21 protein-coding genes and 1 pseudogene are annotated in these 22,977 nt (G+C 41.1%); 9 read left to right on the forward strand and 13 right to left on the reverse strand.

The features are described 5' to 3' along the window. Positions 1-413 precede the first annotated feature (413 nt). From AACQ93_RS08010 to AACQ93_RS08020, 3 genes are all read left to right on the forward strand, one after another. Entirely contained in the window at positions 414-2,477 is a 2,064-nt protein-coding gene (locus AACQ93_RS08010; protein ID WP_064603706.1) for a P-loop ATPase, Sll1717 family, read from the forward strand. Positions 2,478-2,945: 468 nt separating this feature from the next. Then, a complete protein-coding gene (locus AACQ93_RS08015) occupies positions 2,946-3,431 on the forward strand; it encodes a hypothetical protein (protein WP_064603709.1) in 486 nt (161 codons plus the stop codon). 647 nt (positions 3,432-4,078) lie between these two features. Beyond that, positions 4,079-4,534, forward strand: a complete 456-nt coding sequence (locus tag AACQ93_RS08020) for a DUF1353 domain-containing protein (RefSeq protein WP_064603712.1) — start codon at positions 4,079-4,081, stop codon at positions 4,532-4,534. A 67-nt stretch (positions 4,535-4,601) separates the two neighbouring features. On the opposite strand, the gene AACQ93_RS08025 is transcribed toward AACQ93_RS08020, so the two are convergent. Both AACQ93_RS08025 and AACQ93_RS08030 read right to left on the reverse strand, forming a co-directional pair. Then, a complete protein-coding gene (locus tag AACQ93_RS08025; protein ID WP_157097529.1) occupies positions 4,602-4,817 on the reverse strand; it encodes a hypothetical protein in 216 nt (71 codons plus the stop codon). Further along, positions 4,792-4,941 (reverse strand): hypothetical protein, encoded by a 150-nt coding sequence (locus AACQ93_RS08030; protein WP_198160107.1) that lies wholly within the window; start codon positions 4,939-4,941, stop codon positions 4,792-4,794. Before AACQ93_RS08030 ends, AACQ93_RS08025 begins: the two co-directional genes overlap by 26 nt. 256 nt (positions 4,942-5,197) lie before the next feature. On the opposite strand from AACQ93_RS08030, the gene AACQ93_RS08035 reads away from it, so the two are divergent. Beyond that, the gene (locus tag AACQ93_RS08035; RefSeq protein WP_157097530.1) at positions 5,198-5,356 is read left to right on the forward strand and encodes a hypothetical protein; all 159 of its coding nucleotides are present in this window, start codon (positions 5,198-5,200) and stop codon (positions 5,354-5,356) included. Between the two features lie 131 nt (positions 5,357-5,487). On the opposite strand, the gene AACQ93_RS08040 is transcribed toward AACQ93_RS08035, so the two are convergent. Continuing rightward, the gene (locus AACQ93_RS08040; protein ID WP_064603715.1) at positions 5,488-5,874 is read right to left on the reverse strand and encodes a hypothetical protein; all 387 of its coding nucleotides are present in this window, start codon (positions 5,872-5,874) and stop codon (positions 5,488-5,490) included. Between the two features lie 175 nt (positions 5,875-6,049). On the opposite strand from AACQ93_RS08040, the pseudogene AACQ93_RS08045 reads away from it, so the two are divergent. Further along, positions 6,050-6,148: pseudogene (locus AACQ93_RS08045) on the forward strand (IS1595 family transposase); the annotation flags it as partial. A gap of 14 nt (positions 6,149-6,162) precedes the next feature. On the opposite strand, the gene AACQ93_RS08050 reads toward AACQ93_RS08045, so the two are convergent. From AACQ93_RS08050 to AACQ93_RS08080, 7 genes are all read right to left on the reverse strand, one after another. Next, positions 6,163-7,554, reverse strand: coding sequence for a sulfurtransferase (locus AACQ93_RS08050; RefSeq protein WP_064603718.1), 1,392 nt, complete (start codon positions 7,552-7,554; stop codon positions 6,163-6,165). Between the two features lie 659 nt (positions 7,555-8,213). Then, the gene (locus AACQ93_RS08055; RefSeq protein WP_064603721.1) at positions 8,214-8,942 is read right to left on the reverse strand and encodes a MipA/OmpV family protein; all 729 of its coding nucleotides are present in this window, start codon (positions 8,940-8,942) and stop codon (positions 8,214-8,216) included. Positions 8,943-9,031: 89 nt separating this feature from the next. Continuing rightward, positions 9,032-9,742 (reverse strand): phosphate ABC transporter ATP-binding protein, encoded by a 711-nt coding sequence (locus tag AACQ93_RS08060; protein ID WP_064603724.1) that lies wholly within the window; start codon positions 9,740-9,742, stop codon positions 9,032-9,034. Between the two features lies 1 nt (position 9,743). Then, positions 9,744-10,607, reverse strand: a complete 864-nt coding sequence (locus tag AACQ93_RS08065; RefSeq protein WP_064603727.1) for a PstA family ABC transporter permease — start codon at positions 10,605-10,607, stop codon at positions 9,744-9,746. After that, the gene (locus tag AACQ93_RS08070; protein WP_064603730.1) at positions 10,604-11,470 is read right to left on the reverse strand and encodes a PstC family ABC transporter permease; all 867 of its coding nucleotides are present in this window, start codon (positions 11,468-11,470) and stop codon (positions 10,604-10,606) included. The genes AACQ93_RS08065 and AACQ93_RS08070 overlap by 4 nt, the downstream gene beginning before the upstream one ends. 3 nt (positions 11,471-11,473) lie before the next feature. Next, positions 11,474-12,337 (reverse strand): phosphate ABC transporter substrate-binding protein, encoded by an 864-nt coding sequence (locus AACQ93_RS08075; protein WP_232323296.1) that lies wholly within the window; start codon positions 12,335-12,337, stop codon positions 11,474-11,476. Positions 12,338-12,658: 321 nt separating this feature from the next. Continuing rightward, a complete protein-coding gene (locus AACQ93_RS08080) occupies positions 12,659-13,987 on the reverse strand; it encodes a family 4 glycosyl hydrolase (protein WP_064603733.1) in 1,329 nt (442 codons plus the stop codon). 135 nt (positions 13,988-14,122) lie between these two features. Here AACQ93_RS08080 and AACQ93_RS08085 point away from each other — a divergent pair, with 135 nt between their 5' ends. Beyond that, positions 14,123-14,833, forward strand: coding sequence for a GntR family transcriptional regulator (locus AACQ93_RS08085; protein WP_064603734.1), 711 nt, complete (start codon positions 14,123-14,125; stop codon positions 14,831-14,833). An 84-nt stretch (positions 14,834-14,917) separates the two neighbouring features. On the opposite strand, the gene AACQ93_RS08090 is transcribed toward AACQ93_RS08085, so the two are convergent. Further along, positions 14,918-15,373 (reverse strand): hypothetical protein, encoded by a 456-nt coding sequence (locus AACQ93_RS08090; RefSeq protein WP_064603737.1) that lies wholly within the window; start codon positions 15,371-15,373, stop codon positions 14,918-14,920. Positions 15,374-15,387: 14 nt separating this feature from the next. Next, positions 15,388-17,343 carry an alkyl/aryl-sulfatase gene (locus AACQ93_RS08095; protein ID WP_064603740.1) on the reverse strand — a complete coding sequence of 652 codons (1,956 nt, stop codon included), beginning with the start codon at positions 17,341-17,343 and terminating at the stop codon, positions 15,388-15,390. A 474-nt stretch (positions 17,344-17,817) separates the two neighbouring features. Between AACQ93_RS08095 and AACQ93_RS08100 the strand changes: the two genes are divergently transcribed. The 3 genes from AACQ93_RS08100 (at position 17,818) to AACQ93_RS08110 (ending at position 22,448) form a co-directional block, all read left to right on the forward strand. Next, positions 17,818-20,832: a flavocytochrome c gene (locus AACQ93_RS08100; protein ID WP_064603743.1), complete on the forward strand. Its 3,015-nt coding sequence runs from the start codon at positions 17,818-17,820 to the stop codon at positions 20,830-20,832. A 77-nt stretch (positions 20,833-20,909) separates the two neighbouring features. Further along, positions 20,910-21,896, forward strand: coding sequence for an FAD:protein FMN transferase (locus AACQ93_RS08105; protein WP_304441021.1), 987 nt, complete (start codon positions 20,910-20,912; stop codon positions 21,894-21,896). 27 nt (positions 21,897-21,923) lie between these two features. Then, complete coding sequence (locus AACQ93_RS08110) at positions 21,924-22,448, forward strand: GNAT family N-acetyltransferase (RefSeq protein ID WP_064603748.1); 525 nt, start codon at positions 21,924-21,926, stop codon at positions 22,446-22,448. A gap of 139 nt (positions 22,449-22,587) precedes the next feature. On the opposite strand, the gene AACQ93_RS08115 is transcribed toward AACQ93_RS08110, so the two are convergent. Then, complete coding sequence (locus AACQ93_RS08115) at positions 22,588-22,935, reverse strand: hypothetical protein (RefSeq protein WP_084419063.1); 348 nt, start codon at positions 22,933-22,935, stop codon at positions 22,588-22,590. Between the last annotated feature and the right edge of the window lie 42 nt (positions 22,936-22,977).

The raw sequence follows: 22,977 nt of genomic DNA on the forward strand, positions 1-22,977 counted from the left end.
GTACCTGAACTAATTCATCCGTTACTAAATTAGCGTATTCACTGGCAAGGTTTTGTCCAGAGACGTGCCAGCACGATCACTGCTAGCAGTTTGTGCCCCATTCCTTGTTATAAGGTGCTGAAGTTACCAACCTTACCTTTAGTTTTTCCCCTAACAAAACTAATTGATCATGGCAGTGCTTCAAGTTTAGTTAAGCCCTGCGTTAGCGATGACTTACATTTCTGGTGCGTTGATATTTCAGGCTATGACATTAGGCATAATCAATGCCTCATAAACCGCCAATAAAATCCTAGTACCTCCAAATACTGTTAAGTAACCAATTGAATATGGAATTGTTATCTGATAATTATGATTGAAGAAACTGACGACCAAGTGGTTTGAGTTCACGCGTATATTCAAGGATTTAGAGTCTAATGAAGAGTAATATTTTGGGTGACATCGTAGCTGAACACGATGAAGATATGTTAAGCCAAGCATTTTATGAAACGCCTGACTATAAATCTCTTGTGGAATCAAACGATAGATGCGTTATCGTCGGCAGACGTGGTACAGGGAAAAGCGCATTAGTACATAAACTAGGTTCTTACTGGAGATCACAAAAAAGAAAATTTGTTATAAGTCTTGCTCCAGAAGAAGACCAAATTATTGGGCTAAGAGCGCTGTTTAGTAAGTTTGGAGATAACTTTGTTCATTTAAAAGCCGCATCAAAAATATCTTGGCGCTATGCTCTCTATATGGAAATTGCATCTCATATGTATAATCACTATAAATTAAGAAAGCATATAGAAAGCTCTGGGTTAAATAAAGCAATTAATGAATGGGGACATAAAAACATAAACTTAGCGACAAAACTAAGAGCTAGGTTAAATAGTGTGATTGACAAAGAAGTAAGTCCTGAAGAAAATATTGCTGACTTATCTTTCAACCTTGGACTAGATGATATAGAAATAAAGCTATTTGAAGTCCTTAAAAAATCAGATACAGAAATAATACTTTTAATTGACAGGTTAGATGAAGGCTACACTCCTGATAGCTTGGGCGTGGCTTTATCAGATGGATTTGTTCAAGCAAACATCGACTTGAATGCAAAGTATAAAAAATATATCAGAGGTCTAGTTTTTCTCAGGGATAATATGTATCGTTCTATCTCGATATTAGATCCAGACTTTACAAGGAATATTGAAGGACAAGTGTTACGTCTTCATTGGGATGAGTATGGCTTATTCAATATGGTATGCAATCGAATAAGAATAGCAAAGAGTTCAAACTTAGAAAACAATACTAAATTATGGAATAAATATACAGCTAGAGAACTTAAAGGTAGAGAGGGTTTTAGACTAGCTCTACGATTAACACTATACAGACCCAGAGATATACTCGTCCTGTTAAACAATGCTTTTCTTAATTCATTATCACAAGGCAGAGAAGAAATAATACCAGATGATATTGATCTTTCAGCCAAATCAATTTCAGACAATAGACTTCAAGATCTAATAAAAGAATATGATGTAATATTTCCTGCACTAAGGTTGTTTACATCTTCTTTTTCTTCAATATCAGCTGAAATTTCAATTGAATCTGCTAGGAACTTGATAAAACCAATCATAAGCAGAGATGACCATGAAATAAGCATACAAAGAGATATTGCGATATTTGATAACCCAGACCAAGTCTTACAAAGGTTATATGGTATTGGTTTTTTGGGTATAAAAGATCCAAATAATTCATCTTATGTTTTTTGTCATGATGGTAGAGACCCTGTAAAAGAAACCAGTGATAATTCTACTTTTCTCGTACATCCATGTTATTGGCTTGCGTTAAATATTCATGAAAAAAATATAGACAAGCATATGGCGGATGATATTTATGATGAGTATGACATAGAAATAAGCTCAATAACCGATGAACAACGAAAAACTAGAATAGGTCAATTAATGGAGGAAATTAAATCTATAGAACATGGAAGGTCAGGATGTTTAGATTTTGAAGAGTGGTGCGTTACAGCTTTAAGAGTAATATTTGCTGGTTCTTTAACTAATATTGAAATACATCCAAATAAAAATGGAAGACAACAAAGAGATATCATTGCAACAAATATGGCTGTAAATCCAGTTTGGAAACGAATACTAGAGGATTATAGCGCAAGGCAAATTGTTTTCGAAATTAAAAACTATGATAATTTAAGTGCAGATGAATACCGACAAATGAACACGTATCTTGTAAATGACCATGGTCGACTTGGTTTTTTCATTACAAGATCCGATGATAATAATTTACAAAAAGGTAAAGAGCTTGACTGGGCGCAAGAACTATACTTCAACAATGGAAAAAAAGTAGCAATAAAGTTATCAGAAAAATACATAACTAAGCACTTGTCAAAATTAAGAAGCCCACAAAAACATGATGCCGCTAACACAGAACTTAATAAGCTGATTGATACATACATAAGACAATATCTGATTTTAAAGGCAAGGTGACAGGTAAAATATCGTGATTAGAAGGCTTTGTAATACCGGAATTAATCCATGTTTTGCTAATTTAGCAAAGTTTCTAACACGTTGTCTAGAGGTGTGCTAGCGTGATCACCGCTAGCACGTTTGTGCCCCCTTTTCGAGTTAACGTAATTGCTCAGTGGTAAATCACGCCACCGAGTTTGCGATACATATTCTCATCTCGACAAGCTAACCTGTGGTGCTCGGAAATAACCAAAGTCTTTAATATTGAAGTTCCATACAAGTAAAGCTGGTCTGAATGACAATAAGCTTTATGTGGTTTTTCTCAATATAGAGACAATACTGATACGCATAAAGAATCTATTTTCATATAGCCTTTGTTGTACATGAAAGTCTGACAGCGAAATACAGTTATCTGTATAAATCGTTCATGACAAAGGAAGATTACCTCCGAGATTTTCCCTTTATGAGATAAGTTAGGAGAATAAAAATATGAAAAATTCCGTATTCAGCACCTCCTTGGTAGCACTCTCCTTGTGCGCTACCGCTCAAGCAAGCACATTTGACATAGAGCTGCCAGCAGGGATAGCATGTCCCGATTTCGGGCTAGGAATAGATATCACCCCCAGCGACCACCGTGTCGAAAAAGAGTTTACAGATAAAAATGGAAACGTAGTGCGTTTGCTTTCAGCTGGCAAGGGCGCAGACCTGACGTTCACAAATATGTACAGCGGTACCGAGTTATCGCTGATGGCTAACGGTTCAGTCGCACACACTAAAGTTAATCCCGATGGCACAAGTACTGTTGCACTTACTGGTCACAATGTGCTGATTTTCTTCCCTACGGATGAACCACCGGGGCCATGGACACGGTTGTATGTGGGGCGTGTAGTGTTTACGGTTGATGTAGACGGGACTTTCACCTTAGTGAAAGAAAGCGGCAAAATAACGGACATCTGCGCAGTCCTGTCTGATTGATTTCACCGCAAGGCAAGCTCTGGCAGCTAAACAGGGCTTGCACGGAACTTTCCATTTCCGTTCAAGGCGACTATCACTAGAAGCGGTAGTCGTTTAGGTTTTGCGATACTTACACTAATTTATCAATTACTAATTTAGAAAAAGCACTGGCAAACTTCTGTCCAAAACTGAGCTAACGACAACTATCAGACCCTGAGTTAATGTTTTTGGTTCAATGGTTCAGTCTTGCGTTTGTAAGCCACATCTCTTAGTGACCGCGTAACAATGCCATATCTCTCATTTTTAACAATTGTTATCCACACGGTATAAATTGCCGTATTTTGAAAAAGCCTTTTTGGTATATTGATGAGTTGTCAGATTTTTATCTACATAAGCTTCTGATTATAAATACATTATTTCCTTTGGGGATTGTGTGGACATCTAGAAGTCCTTCCGGTCTTCTTTGTGCATTTCCGGCTTAATGCCTTCTTTCCCACAGTTCAACAAATTGGCATCACTATCGTATTTTCCGTTATAGCATTTAGTATCAAACGCCTTCATGAAATTTGAGTGATGGTAAGCAAAATCCAATATGTCAGATTTTATTATCACCAATGACTACTATTCTTGACCTTGTATGGTTAAGACTGCTTTATAAGGAGTTCAGTATGCTTAAACAACCAAGTTTAACGCCTCATGCAAACGAGAATAAGTACGAGTTAGTTAGGGACTACGAAATCCTTGTCGAAGGGGTGGAAATCGTTGTACCTAAGTTCTTTCGATATGATGGCGCGAGTATTCCCGCATTAGCCTGGCAAGCCACATATTCACCATTTCACCCAGATGTAATGCTTCCCTCCATGATTCATGATTGGTTGTATTACAATCATCAGGTTGAGCAAGAACAGTCGGATGATATCTTCTATCGTCTGTTACGTGATAATGGTGTTAATTATCTGAAGGCCAGTATGATGTGGGGCGCTGTACGAACTGCTGGTGGTCTTTTTTGGGATAATGATAAAGAAGATGAAGCAATGCTTATTGCTTTGTGCAATAAGGTAAAAAGTCGACCAAACTTTAACCGGTATAAGCTTCCTGACGCGATCGTTACTCAATGTAGTTAGCTCGATTTAAAGCCACTCTTTATTACTCACGCATAGAGAGTGGCTCGTTGAGTAGTGTTATGAGTTGTTATGCCTGAAGAAGCGTTGTTTCCTGGATATCTGGCTGTCTTTCCTTCTTTCTATGCAGGCTGTAAAGAAGGAAGGTGATAGCTGCATCGATAGTAATACCAACACCAAACATTACTGCTATCGAGTTGAGGTTAGGAACAAACCAGCCATTTTGATACAGGATGAATGCTCCCCCATAGTAAAAGGTATTAACAATGAGTGATTGATACAGCATCAGGTCTGTACGCCCAATACCAAAAGTAGCTATCAATGATGTTGTTAAATGCAAAGACGATATAGAAACCGAGCATCAGCAATGCCAGGTTGAAGACCTTCTCATAGTCTTTGATGCCCATCATGTTCTGAATAAATCCCTGCCATAGCGGTATCGTCGTAAACCATATTAAAACGAAAATGCCGGTCACGTAGAAGTATGTTTTGATCCGCTCTTGTGAGAGGCTGTCAGTTCTAGTCTCATTTGGGATTTTGTCCGGCTAAATGGGATTCTGGTTTTGTTCTATATCATTGTTTATAAAGATAATTTAAGAGTGGTGGGGATTTTAGGTGAAATGAGTTGTCCAACTTTGCGCTTCATACAACCAGAAAATGAGAGCCTTGAAGTTTGAACTACTTCACGCGACAAGACTGAGTGGAAGGCTTGGTTTCGATGGTTTCAATGTGGCTACATTGGCCTGGTATGTAGAGGATGTCGGACGCCGAATGGGACAACAACTGTATCTAGCGGAGGGTAATTGGTGGGGCTGGAACGGTTAGCCCCATAGTTTCTTATGAATTATTGAAGTATCAGCTGAACTAAGCGCCATTTGGCCTATTTGTTTTGGTGTCTATGAAGTCGATAGCTATTTAGTTTCACTCATCGGCTTGTATTTAACTCATAGCTTTAATCACTCAACAGTTTCGAAGTAAAACTTGTATTCACGTACACCATCTATCTGGACACCTTTTTCTCTCAGCTCGAGGTACTGCTGAATCTTAACCGTTCTGAAATCCATGGCTTTCAGTGCAAGGATTATCCGTAGTTCATCCATCGAACGTGACTTAGCAACAGAACTGCAAGTACCGCAGACAACATGAGTCTTTGCCTTAAAACCAGTCTTATCAAGCCAGTTAAGCTCTTTCGGTTCTTTTTGCTTACCACAAAAGTAACAGCGGCTGTCTTGTTTCAATGCTGCCTGTTCTCTTAAAGCTTTAGGGCTAAGTGGTTTGTTTGATGGGGTAGTGTTGACCTTCTTACTACCACTGAACATAGAAAATTGAACTACATTAGACATTTGGATAACTCTTACTAATCAAGGTGTATTCGTTTAGTTGACAGCGTAAAACAGAACGTTATTGTCACGTGCTTCGTATCCTATTGCTTGTGCATTCAATTAGTCAAATTACTACTGTACTCATTGCACAGATTAATTGACTTAGCCAATGTGATCGGCTCGAGCAATACTTGAGTTTGATCTAGAAAAGATGCTTGAACAATTGATCTATTGAAGTATTCAAACAGCACCGATGCCTCAGCGCCTATTTAAGCTAGCTGAGGTTCGGTGGTAATAATCAGTGTCTTTTTAATTTATTCTCGGATCTCCTGTAGCGATAGGGTTTGTAGAATCCTGTATCCATTCATAGAATCCTCCGTCATAGACACTTACATTTTCCCATCCCATCAAGTATGCATCAAAAAAGGCTAATGCCCCTCTCCAACCAGTGGCACAAAAAAAAGAAGATTCATTTTCAGCTTTGATGTCCCATTCATTCCACATTTTTTGTATTTGGGTGTAATCCCTCATTGTTCCATCAGAATCGACAAAATCTTCCGAATGATACCCATCTGAACCGCCATGTCCGAATACAGATCCCGGTATACGGCCTTTTTCAGTGAAGTAAGAATATCCACCGTTGTTTACCCCTGCATACTCTTCCCATGAAACGACCGCCACTAGTCTTCCATTAGGATCTTTAATTAGCTCTTTTGCTTGTTCTAAACTCTTAGTATATTCCGGGTGCATTGGTATCTGCCCACCAAAGTCATCATTTGGAATCCATTTATTTTCACCCTGTTCCAGAGTTAATCCAGCATCAATCAATCCTTTTATGTTGGAATTTATTATTCTTACATCTTCAACCCCGGCATACATAAGAATATGCGCTAATCTACCTGATGCCATAGGTTCATCACTGTAGACTATGACCATCTTATCCTTAGTTATACCTGTGTCATTCAATAGTTTTTTTACTTTTTCATCTGATACTACATTCCAAAGAGGAAGGCTTTCTAAATCGTTTGTATCGATATAGATAGCACCTTTTATATGTCGTTTCTTATATTCTTCTTTTTTTTGATAGTTTACGTTTACTATGATGTATTCCCTTCCATCATAGTTTTTCACCTCGTTTCCTTCTGTTAAATCTTTAACCCACTGAGGATAGACCAACTTTTCATAATTTTTTAACTTTTCTACCTTCAGGGAGTTGTCCTTACTCCATTCTTCCATCCCACCCTGGTAGTTGGCTACATATTTATATCCGATTTTTTTTAACACATTATAAAGGTTCAGACTTTCTTTTCCGTAGTTAGAGTAAACTACAATGTTTTTTTCTGGTGATAATCCATTTTTTATGAATAGTTTTCTCACCTCATCCTCATTTAACCCTTTCAATAGATTAAAGGATAAATTAATTGCCCCTGGAATATGCCCCCCTTTTATGTTTTTATCTATAGCCCAGCCATTGAACTCCTCATCGGACCTAGTGTCGATTAGAATAAAATTATCATTTTTTATGCTTGAATATATGTACTCTTTAGTTACTAATGCCTCTTGTATATGAATGGATTTGTTTTTAATACTTTCTTTTGATTCTGTTACAGCTTTTTCATTGGAACACCCAACAATATTTAATGAGGTGATCATTATTGCTGCAGATAAAAATAACTTCTGCCTTGTTTTATTGAACTTCATGTTTTTACCACTTTTTGCTTTCGAATGTAAATTAAAGAAGCTGCATAAATGTTTTAAAGACATCATATAGAATATGACTTTAAAAGCTTTCTTGCCTACCAGATTTTACCTATAAAAATAATCTGTATTGACTATCAGTAAGCGTTCTAAAACTCAGATATTTATCAACATTGCATACTGATTGCCTGATTAACTTACACCCAGGTTTATCGTGGTCAAGTTTGGTTTTTTTCCAATTTGAGCTTTACCTTACTTTTTTCATTTAAATGGCTAAATATGTGATATTTAATAGGTTTTACCTGCGGTTATGGCAATCTCTTTATCTGGTGCGTTTGCACATAGCAATATTATTAGCAGGAGTGTAGGTGCGAGTAACTATTTTATTTAACGACTGAAAACTGTGATTTAAAGTATCAATGCAATATTTGATAATTTGAAATTGCTCTCTAATTACTCAATGATATCGAAGGGGGGGTGTTTAGCAATCTCGCCATAAACCTCCGCAGTTCAAGGGCGGTGAGTAGTCATAAAGAAGTTGAGTAATATAGAACATGACGGAGCGGGTATCATAATTATTCACTTTAAGTTCTAACATGAATAAAGTGCTAAAATCGATAACGCGCTCCATCAATTTTCAAACCTTTCTACTTAATATTAAGTCAAAATTTATAAGCGGCACCTATACTAAATTTCCATCCTAAGTCATTTTGAATCAACGGACTATCAGTGTCATGATGCTCAATTTCCAGTTTGGATATACCTAATATGTTGTCGTTAAAATCGTACAAAGTGATAATTCCGCTCTGATAAACCCAAGTGTCATCAGCATTGAATGATAACAAGCCTGATGCGTTCGATTCACTCTGAGAAATACTGTATAGGTGGTCAGAGAGTTTGTCATCGCGATAATTTATTTGAACGTAAGGGGACAATGACATTTTTTCGAAAGGTGTATCAAAAACACGTCCCAAGTGGAGTTGTACTTCATAACCATTATGTTTGTTGGTGACATCATGCAGGTAAGTTAGTCGCGCACCTAAAGTACCAAAGGTAACCCCGATCTCACCATTGCTGTCCCGATTTTGTATACCATTTGGAATGTCATTAAAATCATCAGATACTTCTGAAATACGTAAGTTACCAGATATTCCAAACCAAGGTAGAAGGGCATAGTTTGCTAGGGTGCCGTCAATGAAGCCGTATTTGCTATGATGGAACAGATTCGCTTCAGCGCCTAATCGGGTGCCGTTGTCAGAAAACACGGACTCTCCGACAGTAACTCCTGCTCCAACGAAACTAATGTTTTTAAATCTTTCCTGAGAATAAGCTTCTCCTGAAACCACGAGCATTCCCAGTCCAATCATCAAAATTGAAGGTGTTTTGTCCATATCATCTCTCCTCTCACATAAGTAGAAGAACTGATTTAGTCAGAATTTATTGCGCAATTTTTAGATTTTGTTGGGAGTGTTTATATTGATCAAACAATCCTTCCATGCTCAAAACAACTGATGTGATTAGCTAGCTTTCTTGTTTGCTGATCTGAATGGGAAACCATCACTATGGTATACCGTGTAGCGAGTTGGATAATAAGCTCTTCAATTTGAGCGGTTGTTTCAGGATCCAATGAAGCCGTAGGTTCATCAAGCAGCAAAATTTCAGGTTCAAGTGCCAGTGTTCGGGCCAGACAAAGGCGCTGCTGTTGCCCGCCAGAAAGAGAATGGGCTGGCATGTTAAGGCGGTCTTTGACTTCATCCCAGAGTGCGGCCTGATTGAAGGCGGTATAAAGCTTTTGTTGTGCGTCCTTACCCTTCAGGCCACGAACAACTTTAAGAGGTAGGAGTAAGTTTTCTTTTATTGTGCCGGGCAACAATTGTGGGTGTTGAAATACCATGCCTACCTTTCGGCGTAATTCTGGTAGTTGTTGGGTTTTAATGGCGTGAACAGACTGCATAGTTCCGTCAAGTAACAGCTCTATTTTTCCGTGTGTTTGGCAGTTCTCGAAACAATCATTAAGGCGATTGAGTGCTCGCAGAAAAGTCGTTTTGCCTGAGCCGGATAGGCCGGTAAATACGTGGATTTGATTTTTATAAAAGTCCACACTCACGTCAGATACAACCTTCTGGGAGCCAAAAGAAATCGTGAGATTGGAAACCTTACCGGCAAATTCTGGCGGACGTTTGAATGTCATACTAGGTTCTCCATGACTGTCGTGTTCGTGGCAATAATCCGGCCACAGAAAAAATAGCGGCAGTGAGGCACAGAAGGGTTAGCGCAGCACCAAAGGCCATTTGGAGCTCTGAATCACTTTGGTACTGGGCACTGTAATAGAAAATAGTAAATGGCAGTGCTTCATAGCGTTCAAATACACCGCTGGGCATGCCTGCGTTGGCAACTGCGCCCGTCAACATAATAACTGCGGTATCTTCGGCTGCTCTGCCCATCGCCAACATAATACCCCCGATAATTCCTTTAGCTGCTTGTGGTAGCAGTACCGTACGCAAAGTTTGCCAGTGTGTCATACCGAGCGATAGCGCCGTTATCTCAAGCGAAGGGGGCAAGGCTTGCAAGGCAGTTCGGGTTGCGACGGCTAAATAGGGAATGATTAACATTGCGAGGCTTAACGCCGATAAAAGTAAGCACGTATTGGCTGATGGGAGTAACCAGTTGCGCAGAAATAGGATTAAGGTAAATCCGAATAGCCCCATTAAAATTGAAGGGATACCTGCAAGGATATCAATGCCTAGCGCAAGGATGGTTTTGAAGCGTGAGTCCGCACTGGTTGCCAGCCATATCCCTGTTGCCAGCCCAGGTAAAAGGGCTAAAGACAAGGCACTGACCACAACCGTAATCGTACCGGCGCAGGCTGGCCATATTCCGTCCCAAATGGGCTCGAGGCCAAGTAATCCTTTGATGGGGTCGGTATCGCCGAAAAATAGCGAAAGACTGAGAGCGGGCGCACCACGATTTATTATAAAACCGATGAAAAAGCTTAGGCATACCAAGAGTCCGATCGTGCAGCCCAGGCACCAGAGGTGAAATAATCGAGCCTTCATTCTGCGTCACCTTTGCGTGCATCACACTGTGCGTGTTCCATTTTTCTGATTAGCAAAGTAACAGTCACACTTATCGCAAGTAACAACAGGCCGGCAGCAAACAGAGAGTTATATGCTGCGCTGCCGTTTTCAGTTGCGAGAACCAAGCCAATATGGGCTGTTAAGGTGCGAACTGAGTCAAATACGCTGTCGGCCAGCTGAGGGGCATTACCGGCCAACATTAGTGGGAGAAGGGTATCACCAATAGCTCGGCTAAAGCCCAGTAACGCAGCAGAGGCCATCGCTTTGGTCGCGTTAGGTAGGACCAGGTATAAAACTGTCTGTGTATCGGTGAACCCCATGGATGCAGATGCTAGTCGGATCTGGTTTGCCAGTGGTCGGCAGTGAGTGTCTAACATCATTACCATAACGGGTAAAATCAATAGTACGACCATCACTGCAGCGGCGAGCAGGCAAAAACCTGAACCACCCCGAAAGGTTTCACGTAGTAGAGGAACTAGTAAAAAAACAGCGGCAATACCATAAACTACCGTCGGGATCCCAGCCATCAGCCGGATTACTCGACGGATCCAAACGGCCATTTTTTGATAGCGATTCAACAGGCAAAAACCAGCGATGCCAACGGCAATGGGAAAAGCCAGTGTTAGAGCGATTAAACCGATCAGTCCGGAACCGACGATCATAGATAAAATGCCATATTGCCCTTGCTCAGGCATCCAGATCAGCGATAAAACCGGTGTTTCAGTATTAATGAAAACGGGCAGGGCAAACCAGAACAGAAAGCCGAACAACAACAGCATCAGAACAAATACAGTGGTAACAAGTGCCAACAGTATTCGCTCTGTCGTGATAGGGGATGTCATGGGTTATTTATTGCTGACTGGAATATATCCAGACGCGCGAATATATTCAGCCCCCTGTGGGCTGTAGATAAAATTAATAAATTCTCGCACCAGTCCTTTAGGTTCACCTTTTGTGTTCATGTATAGTTTGCGCACAATAGGGTATTCGCCGGATGCACAGGCTTCATTGGTAGGTTGGACATTATCTAGAGTTGGCGCTTTAACCATGCTGTCTATATAGCCGACGCTACTGTAGCCTATGGCACCAGGATCACGTGCGATGGCTGTTTTCATTGCGCCATTAGACGGTACAACATTGGCGTGATTGACCATCGGTGAGTTGTGAAGCAATTTTTTTACAAAAACGGCACGGGTTCCACTGGCCTCATCTCGGGTAAAAATGTTGATAGGGCGATCATTTCCGCCTAGAGACTGCCAGTTGGTTATCTTACCTGCAAAGATATCGGCTACTTCTTGTTGGGTTAATGCTTGAACTGGGTTTGACGGATTGATGATGACCGCTACGCCGTCGATAGCGAATGGGAACGAGATCAGCCCGTGTTTTGCTTCACCCGGTTTTAATTGTCGGCCAGTGTTTCCGATCTCAACCAGGCCTTTGGCCACTTGTTGGGCACCTACACCAGATCCACCTCCCGCGATTGTGATACGAATTTCACTATTGGATTTCATAACAGCTTTGGCGGCTTGTTTCATGACCGGGATATGTGCTGTTCCCCCTGCGATATTGAGCGTTCCAGAAAGTCCCTTGAAATTGTCTAGATCAGATGCCTGACTGATAGCCGGAATAAAGCACATGCCACAAACAAGCAACCGGAGAAAACCAGATTTGAGTCGCATAAAATCACCTTTTTGTTGGAACTGAAGCATGGGGAAAGCACCGCAGATGTATCTGGTGCCAATTTTGAACGTAAAAGACTACGCCTACCTAATTGATAAAACAATATGTATCACAAACGAAGAGTGATATTACTAATTGATATAAATCACAATTTTTGAAAAGGTGAGGGCTTGATAGCTGTGCTTTAGTCCATCATCGTGGAAACGAATAGACCCAAGTAGTAAGCCAGGGTAGGTATAAATGGTTTTAAAGCTAGTGCTGTTTCAAGCTTGGATTTGGTAAGAGCATGTGTGAAAAAAAGGCCCTGTAAGAGGAGGGCCTTTGTCATTAGCTACTTGATTTACTCTTTATCATTTAAAGAATTGAGGAAGGTAGGTTTGGTTTTCAGCCAAGATATCATCAACGAGTTTCTTCGCTGTTGGTAGGTTTATTACTGTTCGGTTAAGTGTCAGGGCATTAATTAGCTTCTGACGTGAACCGGTGAACCACGCATCAACCACGAGCTTTTCAAAACCAAGTTGAGTTTCAATCATTGCTTTCTGGAACGTCGGGATTTCACCAATAGCGTATGGCTCTACGCCATGATTCATCAATGCTGCTGGGACTTCCACCATCGCATCGTCTTGCAGATTGCTGATAATGCCTTCGTTAGGGACAATAACGAGGTACTTATCACCTTTATTGAATAGCACTGATGCTGCCACACGAACCATGTAGATACCATGAACGTCTGCGTGCATGTTTTCTTGCTCGGTGGTTTGGTTTTCAATAATCCGGCGGCACATTGCAAAGACATTTTTCTCTCGGCCATTAATTACCTGACGAGCACGGGTATTGTTGATGTCTTCTTTTGCTACCATCTTCTCAGGATACAGGTAGTACTGTAGGTATGTGCTTGGCAGATACTCTGGATTATCAGATAACATCATCTGCATGTTTTTGAAGGTTGCTTGCCATGACTGATCATGGGCAATATCAACCGCACTGGCTTCCAATCCTTTTTCTAAGATGATGTCTTTGATCTTTTGTGTCAGGTCGTCGCCCTGGCGGTTACGAACCTTTGTAAACCAACCATAATGATTCAGGCCGTAGTATTCTGGTACCAAGTCCCAAAGCTCACATCCCAGCATTTTTGCGTAACTTTCCATGATTACACATGGCATATCACAGATATTGAGAATTTTTTTGTCGTCTGGGTAAATGCGGTTTAGTGCTTCTGCAACGATAGCTGCCGGGTTTGTATAGTTAAGTACCCATGCATCAGGGCTGAATTTACGAATATCTTTTATCAAGTCGATCATATCACCGATAGATCGAAGGCCATATGCCATGCCGCCGGCACCGCAAGTTTCTTGACCTACACAGCCATGAGATAAAGAAATTTGTTCATCGCGCTCACGCATGGCAAGGCCGCCAGTACGAATTTGGATGAAGAAGACGTCTGTATCTTTAAACGCTTCTTCGCGATTCGTTGTGTAAACAAACTCTTCAACTTCTGGGTATTTTTCTTTCAGTAGGATTTTCGTTGCTTCTGCATTGAGCTTTTGGCGTTCGCCATCAATGTCATAAAAACGGACGGTTTTAAGTGGCAGGTTTTCTTTTTCGGCAATCAGACTCATCATCATGCCCAAAGTGTAAGTCGATCCACCGCCAATAATGGTTAAGTTTTGTCGTTTCATAATGGAACCTCTTCTGTAGTTATGTACACCATATGTATATATCATGTATACATATACTATACATGTCAATAAGGGAGAGGCGATTAATGTCTAGTTAATGTATACTCTATGTATACATATAAGTGTTGAGACGTTATGAAGCCGGTATATTTAAAAATTGTCGATGACCTAGTAAATAAAATTAAAACAGGCACTTACAGTGAAGGTGACATGCTGCCGCCGGAAAATTTGTTGCTAGAAACGTATGGCGTCAGTCGTATGACAATGAGAAAGGCTCTGGCTTTATTGGTTGAGCAGGATTTGCTTTATCGGGTAAAAGGGCGGGGTACTTTCGTTAAGAAGCAAAAGTCAGCTATTCATGATGCTTTTTTCCTCAGCGGCTTTTATCAAGAAGTAAAGGCTCAGGGTAAGACGCCAACAACGGAAGTCATTACTTTTGAAGTGCTTGAGCCGGATGCTTTGGTTGCATCCAAGCTAGAGATTGATGAACACGATAAGGTTTACCATATCGAGCGATTAAGGTTGATTGATGGTGAGCCTGAAATGCTCGAACGCACATATCTGCCTTTATCATTATTTTCGGACTTAAGCGTAGATGCCATGCAGGGTTCGAAGTATGAATATATTGAAGCCAAAGGGATGAAAATAGCGCAAAGCAAGCAAACGGTAATGCCTGAAATCGCAGATAAAAAAATTAATAAGCAGCTAGGCGTAGAAGATGGCTCTCCACTACTCAAAGTGATCTCTGTGGGGGAGTTTGATGATGGAACGATCTTCGAGTACAGCGTGAACTACTTCAAACTCAATCAATACAGCTTTGAATTTATTGCTAAACGCCCAGATTAACCTTGAGTATAAGAATGAGCTAACTGGCTATCTCTTCGTGCCGCTACCTGATAACTGTAGCGGTAAACTACAATGTCTTGTTGTTTAAGACTGAATAATCAATCCCAACTCTATTGCTGTATTGAACGTGATTTTTTTGATTACCAAGTTATGAAGTGCTGCTTCAGATATTAGTAATATCTGAGCTCCTGCATCGGGAGCATCAACGTGTACTGACAATTTCTTGTCTAAGTGATACTTCGACCATAGCTTGCTATCGACCAAATAAATGTAGGTATCTGAAGGTAGTTCAGGGTAGAGGTCAACCATCAAATTCAGCCACCAACTGGCTCGACGCAACCCTTTCTGACCTTCTAGGCTTTGTGGGCGTTCTATAGATTGTGTTCTTATCGCTTGTTGAGTAGCAATAGCAATATCTAACGAGCCAGGATAACTTTCAGAAAAAGGGTTATTAAATTGCCCATCATAAGAACAAGCCCAGCTAAGTGGGCTTGTTGATGTGATAAGAGCAGTAGACAGCAACAACGTGCTTTTCTTCATACTGCACTCCTCGTTTATGGGGTAACGATATTAAACCAGAATTTAAACGTATCAAGCATACCGACAAAGTCTTTAAAGACATCTTTATCGCCATCAAGCGCAATATCGCCATTGGCGATGGCTTGCTCTAATGTAACGTTTCCCAGTTGAACATCATCCAATGCTAATTTTGTTAATGTCAATGTTACATCCGGTTTATCTGCTTGCTTCTTTGTATGGTTTAATACGGAGTTTTCGATATAAAGCGTGTATTTCTCATCCAGATCGGTGAAGTTTAGATTGATTGCAAAGCTTTTACCTGCGGCTTTATCTGGCAGTATGCGCACTGCAAGGTAGTCGAATAACATCTCTGGTGGCATATTCTTTATAATATCGGGAGAGGCGGTGTTTGTTCCTCCTGCCGATGGGGTGCCATTTCTAAGCTCATAAGCACCTTGTAAATATACAGAGCGCCATGGGCCCGATTCAGCTTGATATCCCAACTGCTCGTATGTATCAGCCAGTAACTTTTTACCTTGTTCACTTTGCGGATTGGCAAACACAACATGTTTTAATACTTCTGCTACCCAGCGATATTTTCCCGCTTCATAATCCGTTTTTGCTTTCTTGATGATCTCTTGTTCTCCCCCCATATACGCTACATAGTTAACTGCAGCATCTGTAGGTGGTAGGTTGTTAAGATCAGATGGATTACCGCTGTACCATCCCATATAACGTTGATATACCGCACGGCTATTATGGCGTAATGTTCCATAGTAACCACGTGTGCTCCAATTGTTTTCTATCTCATCAGGAAACTGAATGATTTCTGAAATTTCTGAACCAATGTAGCCTTGGTTCATCAAACGAACAGTTTGATCGTGAGTGTATTTATACATGTCACGCTGTTTCTTAAAGTAGTCGACAATCTTTGATTGTCCCCACATAGGCCAGTGATGACTTTGAAATTTCACTTCAACTTCATCCCCCCACATTTCTATAGTTTCCTGCAAATAGCTCGACCACTTAAGCGCATCACGTACCTGAGCTCCGCGTAAAGTCAGAATGTTGTGCATCGTATTGGTAGAATTCTCAGCCATCCATAATGCTTTTTTGTCAGGGAAGTAAGTATTGATTTCGGTAGGAGCCTCTGTGCCTGGTGTATACTGAAACACCATTTTCACGCCATCAATTGTGCGCTCTTCACCTGTTTTCTTGATGATATCTGTCGGTTTTATAAGGGTTGCCAGACCTGTGGATGTTGTTTGTCCCAAACCGCCATTGACTCCCCCTTGTACATTTCGAGGCAATAATGCCCCGTACATATAAACTGCGCGGCGACCCATCGCATTACCTGCAATTACATTTTCTGATACGGCATGCTCAGTAAAACCATAGGAAGCGATAATATCGACTTTACCGGCCAATACATCTTTCTCATCGACAATCCCACGTACACCACCAAAATGGTCGATGTGGCTGTGGCTGTATATAACGGCAACGACGGGCCTTTCTCCTAACTCACTGTTTATAAAAGCTAGAGCGGCCTTAGCAGTTTCTTGAGATATCAAAGGATCGAATACAATCCAACCAGTATCGGCTTTTACAAATGTGATATTTGATAGGTCATAACCACGAATTTGATAGATGCCATCAGTCACCTCAAATAGCCCGTTAATCATGTTTAACTGGGCGTTTCGCCATAAACTTGGATTCACACTGTCTGGCGAAGGTGTCTCTAAGGTGATGTATTTCTTATAAGCCTCTAGATCCCAAACAATATCGCCATTGGCATTTTTTATGGTGACAACGTCTTGCTTGGCGATGAAACCACGCTGTGCATCTTTAAAATCTTGTTTGTCGTTAAAAGGTAAAGTTTGCTTAACTTTATTGTTCGCAGTAATCGTTGTTTCGGTTGCTGGTTTAGGTTCTCCAGCAATTAGTCCTGATGAGACAAATAATGTTATTACTATCGCCGCTATTGGCTTCATGACTCACTCCCTATGAACTGTCCTAACAATCATTGTTAGTCTAGGACCTTCCTTTAATAACAACTTCGCACTGTTGATAAAATATTGGTATGCAAGGGCTGCGGTGGGATGAGCATTCGAAAAATGTTCAATGATACCTTTTGGGTATTGTGTTCGGGAATAGCATGGCGTGACATTCCAGAGCGCTTTTGCATAGCTTGAGCGGATGGCTATATGCCTAAGAATTAAAGCTCCAATATTGCTGCATTTGTAATTGCTTTCGACCCTATCAGTGGTGGCGTAGATGGCTATTTTCCCAATTGTTTAATTACACATATTCTTGGGCGTAAAAATAATAAATGCGCAAAAGTCATTTGAAATATGACAAACATTCATTTTACTCATAATGATAAGTCTATAAGATTCGCAGGATTAGGATGTGAGGGAGATGCTCTCTTTCATGTCAAGATCAATCTGTAGGAATGGAGCGAATTAATGGACCAGCTAGTCGGTGAAATGTTATTTCAGTCTGGTGGAAAGCTAAAGAATCGTATTGTTATGGCACCAATGACGATTCAGTCTGCTTTTTTTGATGGCAGTGTTACTCAGGAAATGATCGAGTATTATGCAATGCGCTCTGGTGACGCTGGCGCAGTTATTGTTGAAAGCGCATTTGTTGAAAATTACGGTAGAGCGTTTCCTGGCGCTCTAGGTATTGATAGCGATGACAAAATTCCGGGTTTAAAAAAACTAGCCGAAGCGATTAAAGCGAAAGGCTCAAAAGCTATCCTACAGATTTATCATGCAGGTCGTATGGCTAACCCTGAATATAATGGGGGACATCAGCCTATTTCTGCCAGTCCTGTTGCCGCGCTTAGGGATAATGCAGAAACACCACTGGAAATGACCAAAGAACAGATCGAATTAATGATTGAGAAATTTGGTGATGCAGTGAACCGAGCCATCTTAGCCAATTTTGATGGTGTCGAAATCCATGGTGCAAATACCTACCTTATTCAGCAATTTTTCTCTCCTCATTCAAATCGTAGAAACGACATGTGGGGCGGGAATATTGAAAAACGAACCACGTTCCCTTTAGCGATTCTGGAAAAGACAAAGCAGATCGTAAAATCGCATAAGAAAGAGGGATTCATTGTCGGCTATCGTTTTTCACCAGAGGAAATTGAAGAGCCAGGTATTCGCTTCTCCGATTCAATGTACCTCCTGGATAAATTAGCCGCTCATGGCCTGGATTATTTCCACTTTTCTATGGGCAGCTGGGCTAGAAATTCCATTGTAGAGCCTGACGATAAAGAGTTGCTAATTACTAAATACCGTAAATTGCAGTCAGAAAATGTCGCTAAAGTGCCGGTGATTGGCGTTGGTAATATCGCTCAACGAGAAGATGCAGAAAAAGCACTCGCACAGGGCTACGATATGGTTAGCGTTGGTAAAGGTTATTTGGTTGAACCAGAATGGGCAACGAAGGCTCTCAACTCAGAACAGTGTGCGCAATTTGCTGATATTGCACAGCAGGAAGAGCTTAAAATCCCGACCCCTTTATGGCAAATCATGGATTACATGATCGTTGATAGCAAAGCTGAAGCCCTGAAGCATCAACGTATCAAAGAATTACAAAACGTCAAAATCCATTTTAATCCTGGCGAGTATACCGCGCATGGTCGTGGGCATAACGGTGATTTACCGATTACAGTTTCGTTTTCGGAAGACGAAATCCTAAATATTTCTGTTGATTCTTCAAAAGAGTCTGATGGAATCGCGAACCCTGCATTTGAACGTATACCTCAGCAGATCATCAACGGGCAAACGCTGAATATTGATGTTATTTCTGGCGCAACGGTCAGCAGCCAGGCGGTACTGGATGGTGTTGCCAATGCTGTTGATCTGGCCGGAGGAAATTCAGAAGCACTGCGTTGTAAGGCACAAGCAGCGGTTGAGTGGTCTTCAGAAGTGGTTGAAGAGACAGTTGATATCGTTGTTGTCGGTGGTGGAGGTGCAGGTTTGAGTGCTACGCTGTCTGCGCTCGATAAAGGCAAGTCTGTTATTTTGCTGGAGAAGTTCCCTGCGATTGGTGGCAATACTGTCCGTACCGGCGGGTGGGTGAATGCTGCTGAACCAGAATGGCAGAGTGAATTTCCGCCGCTACCGGGTGAGAAAGAAAACCTGATTGCGCTTGCTAAAACTCCGGAATCAGAATTCACAGCCGAATACCTTACAGATTTTAAGAGATTGAAACAGCAGATTGCTGAATATCTCAAAGCGACAGAAAGTGGAAAGCATTACCTTTTCGATTCTGTGGAGTTGCACCGTATTCAGAGCTATCTCGGCGGTAAAAGAACGGATCTGAACGGTCAGACCATTTATGGCGATTATGATTTGGTCAAGACACTAACCGATCGTTCGATGGAATCCATACACTGGCTGAGTGAAGCGGGTATTGATTTTGACCGCAGTGTGGTTGAAATTCCTGTTGGTGCACTCTGGCGTCGAGCTCATAAACCTAAGCGTCCTAAAGGCGTTGAGTTTATCGATAAACTGCAAAAACGAGTTTTAGAAAAATCCGGACGTATCATGGTTGATACGCGGGCGACCGATCTGATCGTCAAGAATAATAAAGTCGTAGGTATTGAAGCTCAGCAGGCTGATGGCAAAAAGTTAATCTTCAATGTTAATCATGGTGTGGTACTTGCCTCTGGTGGTTTCGGTGCTAATACGAAGATGATTAAAAAGTACAATACGTACTGGAATGACATTGCTGATGATATTAAAACCACTAACTCGCCGGCGTTAGTGGGGGATGGTATTGAAATTGGTGAAAAGGTTAACGCCGAGCTGGTTGGTATGGGATTCACACAGCTAATGCCTGTTGGTGACCCCAAATCTGGTGCCTTGCTGACCGGACTGATTGTACCGCCTGAGAACTTCGTTTTTGTTAATAAGCAGGGCAAACGCTTTATTGACGAATGTGAAAGTCGTGATGTTTTGTCTAACGCATTTCTCGATAATGGCGGTTTAATCTATATGATTGCCGATCAGCGGATTCGTCAGACAGCGGCGAATACTTCTGATGAAACTATCGAAAGAGAAATCGAAGAAGGAATTATCTTTCAGGCCGATACGCTTGAAGCTTTGGCTGAAAAAATTGGTGTCCCGGCAGCCGAGTTGCAAGAGACAATTAAAAAATACAATGAGTTTGTGGACCAGGGAAGCGATCCGGAATTCCATAAAAGCGCTTTCGGCCTGAAAGTAGAGCAGGCACCTTTCTATGCAACCCCACGCAAGCCATCCGTTCATCATACGATGGGGGGATTAAAAATCGATACCAGTGCACGAGTTATCGATAAACAAGGTGACATCATTCCTGGCTTATACGCCGCAGGAGAAGTTGCTGGTGGGATACATGCCGGGAACCGCCTGGGAGGTAATGCCCTGATTGATATCTTCACTTATGGACGAATTGCCGGAGAGAGTGCCGCTGATTTGATTTAATATCAATAAAACCAAAAGGGAAGCATAGATACATTCTGCTTCCCTTTTTACTATTTATAACGTGTATATTAAGTGTAATTAAGATGGTTAAGTTTCAGTCAAGATTTCAGATGATGGGTACCTTTATTGATTTACTTATTTACCATCGTGATGGTGAAAAGCTAATTAAAGATACCTATCATCAGCTTAATAAATATTCCGAGCGTTTCACTGTAAATCAGCCAGGATCTGAGCTGATGACGGTCAACAAAAACGCGGGCATTGCTCCAGTGCCAGTTGAGCATGATCTTTTTCAATTAATAAAAATGGCTAAAACGATTAGTGAAGATAGAGTGAATCCGTTCAATATCGCTATTGGCCCACTGGTGAAAACCTGGCGCATCGGTTTCAAAGATGCAAGGGTCCCCGCTCAGGAAGATATTTCGAAAAAGTTATCCTTGGTTGAACCTGAAAACATCATATTAGATGATCAAAAGCAGTCGGTTTACTTGAGTCAGCCAGGAATGGAAATTGATTTAGGGGCTATTGCTAAAGGTTACTTTGCCGATGAAATCAAGAAAAGGTTGATTAACAACGGGGTTGAAAGTGGTTTTATCAATTTAGGTGGCAATGTGCTGACCATCGGGCATTCACCGGATAACCCTCATCAGGCATGGACAGTTGGTATCCAGAATCCTTTAGCAGACCGTGGCACTATCATACGTGCTATATCACTAAAAGGTGCGTCCATCGTTACGTCCGGGATTAATGAACGTTTTTTCCATACCAACGGGCAGCTATATCACCATCTTCTTGATTCCCAAACAGGCATGCCGATTTCAACGGATATAGCCAGCATTACTATTGTTTCACCACACTCTGTTGATGGTGAAATATGGAGTACAGCAGGTTTTCTATCAACAGTGACAGACAGTATTTGTTATTTAAATAAGCAGGATAATATTGAAGCTGTCGTTATTTCGAAAAGCGGCAGTATTCATTTAACCGATGGTCTGGCTGATGATGGTAGCTATATTTATCCTGTCAATCAGAGTCATCTGTCCTTTGTTGATACCATAATGTAATTATCATCACTGAGTTTGGCGAATAAAATGATTATGGAATATACAACATCCAGATTGACGGTATCTGAAATATCGGATGATATTGCTCAGCTTGAGCTAACAGAGCTTTTCGACCGTGTAACGGAATTACTTACACCATCAGTAGTGAAGAACCTTCCACCTTATTTTCATGGTGTTACCTCACCGTCTGATGCTCAGCGATGGTTTGAGCGAATGGTATCTGAGAGTCGGTTATTCGTGGTAAAACACAATGGTCTGGACACAATAATTGGTTTCTTATTTGCTTATGTTGAACACGACCTCGATGCGCATATTGGTTACCTCCTCGGCGAGTCTTATTGGGGGAAAGGGTATGCGAGTGAACTTCTAAGTGGCTTTATTAATAAGGCGAGCGAAGAGAAAAAGTGGGTTAAGTTAGTGGGTGGTGCCGATAAAAGTAATAAAGCTTCTTCGAGTTTGTTGTTGAAACTCGGTTTTGTTGAGCAGTCTGATGATGGGCTGGTGGTGTTTTACGAATATCCTTTAACCGAAAATGCCCCAATTCGTGAATGAGTTACAAAAAAGCTGACTGGCAGAAACTACCAGTCAGTATTGTTTGCAGAATTTACACTAAGTTTAGCTACGAGAACTCTGTCTGCATTATTAGTTATTCATCGAAATATCGTAGCGAGATATTTGGAAATACTAATACTTATGCTTGGTCAGAAACAATTTCTACTGGCCCATGATCATCACAATGATCACCATGTTGGTGGTGCAAGCGACCATCAACAATATAGTCAATATGATCCCCATGTTTGACGGCTTCATGACCACATCCAGGCCCATGCATATGCTCTTCACAAGAATAAGCGGAATTACATTCATTGGGATTGCTTTCACTGACATCGATGACGTGCTCGTCACAGTGATCTCCGTGAGGGTGATGCAATATGCCATCGACTATGTAGTCAACATGACCACCATGACGTATTGCGGTGTGCCCACAATCAGGTCCGTGCACATGTTCGGGATGAGAATGAGTTTTAGAACATGACATCCGTGTTTCTCCTTTGGATAGGTAACTAAAATCACATAGAAT

This window comes from Photobacterium sp. J15, from assembly GCF_963870815.1.
GTDB lineage: Bacteria > Pseudomonadota > Gammaproteobacteria > Enterobacterales > Vibrionaceae > Photobacterium > Photobacterium marinum.